This window comes from Streptomyces sp. NPDC001634 (genome assembly GCF_040298185.1).
Taxonomy (GTDB): Bacteria; Actinomycetota; Actinomycetes; order Streptomycetales; family Streptomycetaceae; genus Streptomyces.
The window spans coordinates 1-7,686 of sequence record NZ_JBEOZU010000182.1 but is presented as its reverse complement, the minus strand read 5'-3'; the positions used below and the strand labels follow the sequence as shown (position 1 = coordinate 7,686).

The window sequence follows — 7,686 nt, the reverse complement described above, 5'->3', positions numbered from 1 at the left end:
GCCCCCGGCCCCCCAGTCCGGCTATGGCTTCCCGCAGCCGCCCGCGCCCAACGTCCAGGCGCAGCCCGACGGTTACGGTTTCCCGCAGCCGCCCGCCCAGCCGCAGCCCCCGGTCGACCCCCGCGTCGGTTCCGCCTGGCCGCAGCCCGTACAGCACGACCAGCGGCAGCCGACCAACCCCGGTGCCGCGCCCCTCGGTTACACCGCCGCGGTGGAGCTGTCCTCCGACCGGCTGCTCAACAACAAGAAGCAGAAGGCGAAGAGCAGCCGTCCGGCAGGCGGCGGTGGTCTGTTCAAGCTCGGCGGCAAGAAGGAGGAGGCCGAGCGGCAGCGGAAGCTGGAGCTGATCCGCACCCCGGTGCTGTCGTGCTACCGGATCGCCGTCATCAGCCTCAAGGGCGGCGTCGGCAAGACGACCACGACCACCGCGCTGGGCTCCACGCTCGCCACCGAGCGGCAGGACAAGATCCTCGCGATCGACGCCAACCCGGACGCCGGTACGCTGGGCCGCCGTGTGCGCCGCGAGACCGGCGCCACCATCCGTGACCTCGTCCAGGCGATCCCGTACCTCAACTCGTACATGGACATCCGGCGGTTCACGTCGCAGGCCCCCTCCGGCCTGGAGATCATCGCCAACGACGTCGACCCGGCCGTCTCCACGACCTTCAACGACGAGGACTACCGGCGCGCCATCGACGTCCTCGGAAAGCAGTACCCGATCATCCTCACCGACTCGGGTACCGGTCTGCTCTACAGCGCCATGCGCGGGGTGCTCGACCTCGCCGACCAGCTCATCATCATCTCGACGCCGTCGGTCGACGGTGCGAGCAGCGCGAGCACGACGCTGGACTGGCTGTCCGCGCACGGGTACGCGGATCTCGTCTCGCGGTCGATCACCGTCATCTCCGGGGTGCGCGAGACCGGAAAGATGATCAAGGTGGAGGACATCGTCGCGCACTTCGAGACGCGGTGCCGCGGTGTCGTGGTCGTGCCGTTCGACGAGCACCTGGCGGCGGGCGCCGAAGTCGATCTCGACATGATGCGGCCGAAGGTGCGGGAGGCGTACTTCACGCTGGCCGCGATGGTCGCCGAGGACATCGTCCGGCACCAGCAGTCGCACGGCCTGTGGACGTCGGACGGCAGTGGCAACCAGCCGCCGGTGGCCGCCCCGCCGCTGCCCGGCCAGCCGTTCCCGGGCCAGATCCCCGGCGGGCCCGTACCGGGGCAGCCCATGCCCGGCCAGTACCCCGGACAGCCCATGCAGGGCCAGATCCCGGGCCAGCAGATCCCCGGTCAGCCCGCGCCCGGCACCATCCCGCAGCAGCAACCGCACCCGCCGCAGCAGCCCGCCCAGGGGTACCCGCCGCCGGGTCGGCCGCCCTATCCGCAGCCCGGCGCCCAGCCCGGCCAGCCGCAGCAGCCCGGCCAGCCGTACCCGCCCGCGCAGCAGCCCTACCCGCCGCAGCCGGAGCCGGGGCAGCAGTAGGGAAAACGGGTCGGGGGGCCCCCGCCGGGGGGCGGGGGCGCCCGAGGGGACTAGAGGCGCGGCGGCAAGGGCGAGAACCCACGGAACCCCCCCGGCCAGACCCCCCGGCGCGCAACACCACACCCCCCCGGGGGGGGGGCCTCTTGTTGTCATAGGGGGCCGGCCCGCGCCTGATGGCGCGGGCCGACCCGTTTCCGTAGGACTGCTCGGCAGGAGTGCTCAGCCCGCTTCGTACGCCGCGGTCAGCTCCCGGCAGCGCTTCACGTCCTCCGCCATCTGCTCCAGCAGGGCGTCCAGCGAGTCGAACCTGGCCTGGCCGCGGACGAACGCCAGGAAGTCGACGGCGACGTGCAGCCCGTACAGATCCAGTCCCACCCGGTCGATGGCGTACGCCTCCACGGTCCGCTCGGTGCCGTCGAACTGCGGGTTCGTGCCGACGGAGATCGCGGCCGGCATCGCTTCGCCCCCGACGTGCAGCCAGCCGGCGTAGACGCCGTCGGCCGGGATCGCGGTGTGCGGGAGGGTCTCGACGTTGGCGGTCGGGAAGCCGAGCTCGCGGCCGCGTTGGGCGCCGCGTACCACCACGCCCTCGACCCGGTGCGGCCGCCCGAGGATCTCGCGCGCGCCCTCGATGTCGCCCTCGGCGATCAACCGTCGGGTGAGGGTGGAGGAGAAGGGCTCGCCGCCGCCGGCCTCACCGGACACGTAGAGATCCACCACCTCGACGTCGAAGTCGTACGTCTTGCCCAACTCGGCCAGGAACTCCACGTTTCCGGCGGCCTTGTGGCCGAAGCGGAAGTTCGGGCCCTCGACCACGGCCTTGGCGTGCAGCTTGTCCACCAGGACCTTGACCACGAAGTCGGCGGGCGAGAGCCGGGAGAACTCGGTGGTGAAGGGAAGGATGAGGACCGCGTCGACGCCCAGCTCGGCCGCCAGCTCGGCGCGGCGGTGGTGCGGGGCCAGCAGCGGCGGGTGGCTGCCGGGGCGCACGACCTCGCTGGGGTGCGGGTCGAAGGTGACCACGACGGAGGGAACGCCCAGCTCACGGGCGCGTTCCACGGCATGCCGGATGATCAGCTGGTGACCGCGGTGTACTCCGTCGTAGGAGCCGATGGTGACGACGCTGCGCCCCCAGTCCTGGGGGATGTCCTCCAAGCCACGCCAGCGCTGCACTGTGACCGCTCCTTGTCGAACCCGTGTCCGTCTTTGCCTCATGCGCAGGTCTAAGGGTGCCATGCCGGGTCGCCTGGGCCCGCATCGGCATGGGTGCCTGTGACCGGCGGCACGCAATGCCGCCGGTGGCGGTGGTCGCTCCGGTGAAACGCCGGTTGGACTGAGTTACGCACGGCCGCCCCATAGCCCGGCTGCGCGAACGCGCCCCCTTCCGCTCCCTCGGTTCACTCCGAGCGCCCGCTCGATGGGGTGAATAGGCGAGTGGGAGTGGATACACCTCTGTGGGGGGAACCGAGGGGGACCGTGGAGCGGCGGCTTGCAATCCCCGTGACCGCCGCTCCACGGGCGAAGACATCGGCCGGAGACAGCGCGTCAGCCGAACACGGCCAGGCTTTTCGCCTTGCCCTTCAGCTCCTCCACGAGCGCGATGAACCGGCCCTCCGGGTCGAACACGGCAACGGGGCCGGCGCCCGCGTACTCGTCCGGCATCTCCAGGCGCATCCCGTTCGTGAGCAGCCGGGCCCGCTTGCCGTCCACGTCCCAGCGCGGGAACGCGGCCGCGGCGGCCTCGGCGATCGGCATCACGGTCAGCTCCGCCTGGAGCTGGTCCAGGGTGCGTGCGGCATCGAGCTTGTAGGGGCCGACACGGGTGCGCCGCAGCGCGGTGAGGTGTCCGCCGACGCCCAGGTCCGCGCCCAGATCGCGGGCGAGCGCCCGGATGTACGTGCCGGAGGAGCAGACGACGGACACCAGCAGGTCGAGCACCGGGGTTCCGTCCTCGGCGACGGCGTCGCGGACGTCGTACACCGCGAAGGAGGAGACGGTGACCGGCCGGGCCGGGATCTCGAACTCCTCGCCCTCCCGTGCCCGCTTGTACGACCGAACGCCGTTGATCTTGATGGCGCTGACCCTGGACGGCACCTGCAGGATGTCGCCGGTCAGCTTGGCGATGCCCGCGTCGATCGCGTCACGGGTGACCTTCGATGCGTCGGTGGAGGCCGTGATCTCGCCCTCGGCGTCGTCGGTGACCGTCGTCTGGCCGAGCCTGATCGTGCCGACGTACTCCTTCTCGGTCAGCGAGAGGTGCCCGAGGAGCTTGGTCGCCTTCTCGACGCCGAGAACGAGGACGCCGGTCGCCATGGGGTCCAGGGTCCCGGCGTGCCCGACGCGCCGCGTTCTCGCGATCCCGCGCATCTTGGCGACGACGTCGTGCGAAGTGAAGCCCGACGGCTTGTCGACGATGACAAGGCCGTCGGGCGTGGAGTGCTGCTGGGTCATTCGGCGGTGTCGTCCGTCTCGTCCTCGGAGCCGGGCTTCTTGTACGGGTCGGCCTCACCGGCGTACGAAGCGCCCGTGGCCGCCTCGCGCACCTTCTCGTCGGAGGCGCGCGCCTTGTCGAGGAGGTCCTCGATGTTCCGGGCGGTGTCCGGAAGGGCGTCCGCGACGAAGGCGAGGGTCGGCGTGAACTTCACACCCGCGGCCCGTCCGACCTCGGAGCGCAGGATGCCCTTGGCGCTCTCCAGACCGGCGGCCGCGGCCTTCCGCTCCTCCTCGTCCCCGTACACCGTGTAGAAGACGGTCGCCTCCCGGAGATCGCCCGTCACCCGGGTGTCCGTGATGGTGACGTGCGTGCCGAGCCGCGGGTCCTTGATCCCGCGCTGCAGCTTCTGGGCCACCACCTCTCGGATGAGGTCCGCCAGCCTCTTCGCCCGCGCGTTGTCGGCCACTGGTCCGTCTCCCGTTCTTTCCTGTCTGTGTTCTTGGGTCAGTCGTCGTCGCCGTGGAAGCGCCGTCGGACGGACAGCAGATCCACTTCGGGGCGTCCGGCGACCAGCCGTTCGCACCGATCGAGTACGTCGGTCAGGTGCCCCGCGTCGCCGGAGACCATCGCAAGGCCGATGCAGGCCCGCCGATGGAGGTCCATGTGATCCACCTCGGCCGCGCTCACCGCGTACTTCCGCTGGAGTTCGGCGACGATCGGGCGGACGACGGAGCGCTTCTCCTTCAGCGACCGTACGTCGCCGAGGAGGAGGTCGAAGGACAAAGTCCCCACGTACATGTGTGTGTCCGGATGACCCGCCGGTACGGGATCGATGGCCCCGCCGTCGGCATGGGCAGGGACACGAAAACCGTACAACGAACACCGGAACGGCTCGACGGGGTTTTCACAGCCCTGCAGCCGGGCCGAGTCCGGCCACGACCAGCCCGTCCGGGGTCCCCCCTGCTCGAAGAGCTTGGGGGAGCTTGAGGACGAGACCGTTCAGGCCGAAGCGGGGTCCGGGGGCGGCAGCCCCCGGTACACGGCACGCTGGCCGACGGGAACCATGTCCCGTCGGCCAGCAGGAAACCGTCGGCCTTACGACCGCGGCTTCTCGCGCATCTCGTACGTCGCAATGACGTCGTCGACCTTGATGTCGTTGAAGTTGCCGAGGTTGATACCGCCCTCGAACCCTTCGCGGATCTCGGTGACGTCGTCCTTGAAGCGACGCAGGCCCTCGATGGTGAGGTTCTCCGCAACCACCTTGCCGTCGCGGATGAGGCGGGCCTTGGTGTTGCGTCGGACCTCGCCCGAGCGGATGAGGACACCGGCGATGTTGCCCAGCTTGGACGACTTGAAGACCTCGCGGATCTCCGCCGTACCGAGCTCGACCTCCTCGAACTCCGGCTTGAGCATGCCCTTGAGGGCCGCCTCGATCTCCTCGATCGCCTGGTAGATGACCGAGTAGTACCGGACGTCCACGCCCTCGCGCTCGGCCATCTGCGCCGCACGGCCGGCCGCGCGCACGTTGAAGCCGATCACGATGGCGTCCGAGCCCATCGCCAGGTCGATGTCCGACTCCGTGACCGCACCGACGCCGCGGTGCAGGACGCGGATGTCGACCTCTTCGCCGACGTCCAGCTGGAGCAGGGAGGACTCCAGTGCCTCGACCGAACCAGAAGCGTCGCCCTTGATGATCAGGTTCAGCTGCTGGACCTCGCCGGCCTTCAGCACCTTGTCCAGGTCCTCCAGGGACACGCGGCGCGTGCGCTTCGCGAAGGCCGCGTTGCGCTCGCGGGCGGCGCGCTTCTCCGCGATCTGGCGGGCCGTACGGTCCTCCTCGACCACGAGGAAGTTGTCTCCGGCGCCCGGGACGTTGGTCAGACCCAGGACCTGGACCGGCGTCGACGGGCCGGCCTCGGCCACGTTGTTGCCGTTGTCGTCGAGCATCGCCCGGACGCGGCCGTACGCGTCGCCGACCACCATCGTGTCGCCGACCCGCAGCGTGCCTCGCTGGACGAGGACCGTCGACACGGCGCCACGGCCGCGGTCGAGGCGGGACTCGATCGAGATGCCCTGCGCGTCCTGGTTCGGGTTGGCCCGGAGGTCCAGGGCGGCGTCGGCGGTGAGGATGACCGCCTCCAGGAGGCTGTCGATGTGCAGACCCTGCTTGGCGGAGATGTCGACGAACATCGTGTCGCCGCCGTACTCCTCGGCCACCAGGCCGTACTCGGTCAGCTGACCGCGCACCTTGGTCGGGTCCGCGCCCTCGACGTCGATCTTGTTGACCGCGACCACGATCGGCACGTCGGCCGCCTTGGCGTGGTTCAGGGCCTCGACCGTCTGAGGCATCACACCGTCGTTGGCCGCCACCACGAGGATCGCGATGTCGGTCGACTTCGCACCACGGGCACGCATGGCGGTGAACGCCTCGTGACCCGGGGTGTCGATGAAGGTGATCGCCCGGTCGTCGCCGTTGACCTGGGTCGCGACCTGGTAGGCACCGATGTGCTGGGTGATGCCACCGGCCTCGCCCGCGATGACGTTCGTCTTGCGGATGGCGTCGAGCAGTCGGGTCTTGCCGTGGTCGACGTGACCCATGACGGTGACGACCGGCGGGCGGACCACCAGGTCCTCCTCGTCGCCCTCGTCCTCGCCGAACTCGATGTCGAAGGACTCGAGCAGCTCGCGGTCCTCCTCCTCGGGGCTGACGATCTGAACCGTGTAGTTCATCTCGCCGGCGAGGAGCTGCAGCGTCTCGTCGGAGACGGACTGCGTGGCCGTGACCATCTCGCCCAGGTTCATCATGACCGCGACGAGGGACGCCGGGTTGGCGTTGATCTTCTCCGCGAAGTCGGTGAGCGACGCACCGCGCGACAGGCGAATGGACTCGCCGTTGCCGCGAGGCAGCATCACGCCGCCGACCGACGGGGCCTGCATGGCCTCGTACTCCTGACGGCGCTGCCGCTTCGACTTGCGGCCACGACGCGCCGGACCGCCGGGACGGCCGAACGCACCCTGCGTGCCACCACGGCCGCCCGGACCACCCGGACGTCCGCCGAAGCCGGGACGACCGCCGCCGCCACCGCCGGGGCCGCCGCCGAAGCCGCCGCCACCGCCGCCGGGGCCACCGCCACCGGGACGACCGGCGAAGCCGCCGCCACCCGGACGAGCACCGCCGCCGCCACCACCGGGACGACCGGCGAAGCCGCCGCCACCGGGACGACCGGCGCCGCCGCCGGGACGACCCGCACCGCCCGGACCACGGCCACCGGGGCCGCCACCAGGACGCGGGCCGGCAGCGGGACGCTGCGGCATCATGCCGGGGTTCGGACGCGGACCGGCGGGACCGCCGCCGGGACGCGGACCGCCCTGCGGACGGGGCATGCCGCCCGGAGTCGGACGGGGACCGCCCGGAGCCTGCGGACGCGGACCGCCACCGGCCGCACCCTGCGGACGGGGACCACCCTGGCCCGCGCCCTGCGGACGCGGGGCACCCGGGGCACCGGGAGCGCCGTGGCCACCGGGACGCGGGGCGCCGCCCGGACGGGGCGCCTGCGGGCGCGCCATGCCGGTGGAGCCACCGGAGGTGAAGGGGTTGTTGCCCGGACGGGGACCGGCCGGACGGGCACCCGGACGCGGACCCTGGGCACCCGGACGCGGGGCGCCGGGACGGCCGCCCTGGGGGCCACCCTGACCCTGGCCCTGGCCGGGCGCGGCCGGACGGCCACCGGGCTTCGGGGCACCGGGGCCGGGACGGGCACCCGGG

The 7,686-nt window shown here is 71.6% G+C and carries 6 protein-coding genes; 1 reads left to right on the top strand and 5 read right to left on the bottom strand.

The features are described 5' to 3' along the window. The coding region (locus ABT186_RS47015; protein ID WP_351930566.1) for a MinD/ParA family ATP-binding protein at positions 1–1,486 on the top strand (1,486 nt) is incomplete at its 5' end. 219 nt (positions 1,487–1,705) lie between these two features. Here the strand turns inward: ABT186_RS47015 and ABT186_RS47010 are convergent. From ABT186_RS47010 to infB, 5 genes are all read right to left on the bottom strand, one after another. Further along, complete coding sequence (locus tag ABT186_RS47010) at positions 1,706–2,659, bottom strand: bifunctional riboflavin kinase/FAD synthetase (protein WP_351237862.1); 954 nt, start codon at positions 2,657–2,659, stop codon at positions 1,706–1,708. 372 nt (positions 2,660–3,031) lie between these two features. Continuing rightward, positions 3,032–3,937, bottom strand: a complete 906-nt coding sequence (gene truB / locus ABT186_RS47005) for a tRNA pseudouridine(55) synthase TruB (protein ID WP_351237863.1) — start codon at positions 3,935–3,937, stop codon at positions 3,032–3,034. Further along, positions 3,934–4,386: a 30S ribosome-binding factor RbfA gene (gene rbfA, locus ABT186_RS47000; protein WP_351237864.1), complete on the bottom strand. Its 453-nt coding sequence runs from the start codon at positions 4,384–4,386 to the stop codon at positions 3,934–3,936. The genes truB and rbfA overlap by 4 nt, the downstream gene beginning before the upstream one ends. A gap of 38 nt (positions 4,387–4,424) precedes the next feature. Further along, positions 4,425–4,718 (bottom strand): DUF503 domain-containing protein, encoded by a 294-nt coding sequence (locus ABT186_RS46995; RefSeq protein WP_351237865.1) that lies wholly within the window; start codon positions 4,716–4,718, stop codon positions 4,425–4,427. A 297-nt stretch (positions 4,719–5,015) separates the two neighbouring features. Further along, positions 5,016–7,686 (bottom strand): translation initiation factor IF-2 (gene infB, locus ABT186_RS46990; RefSeq protein ID WP_351930564.1); only part of this gene is annotated, 2,671 nt, incomplete at its 5' end.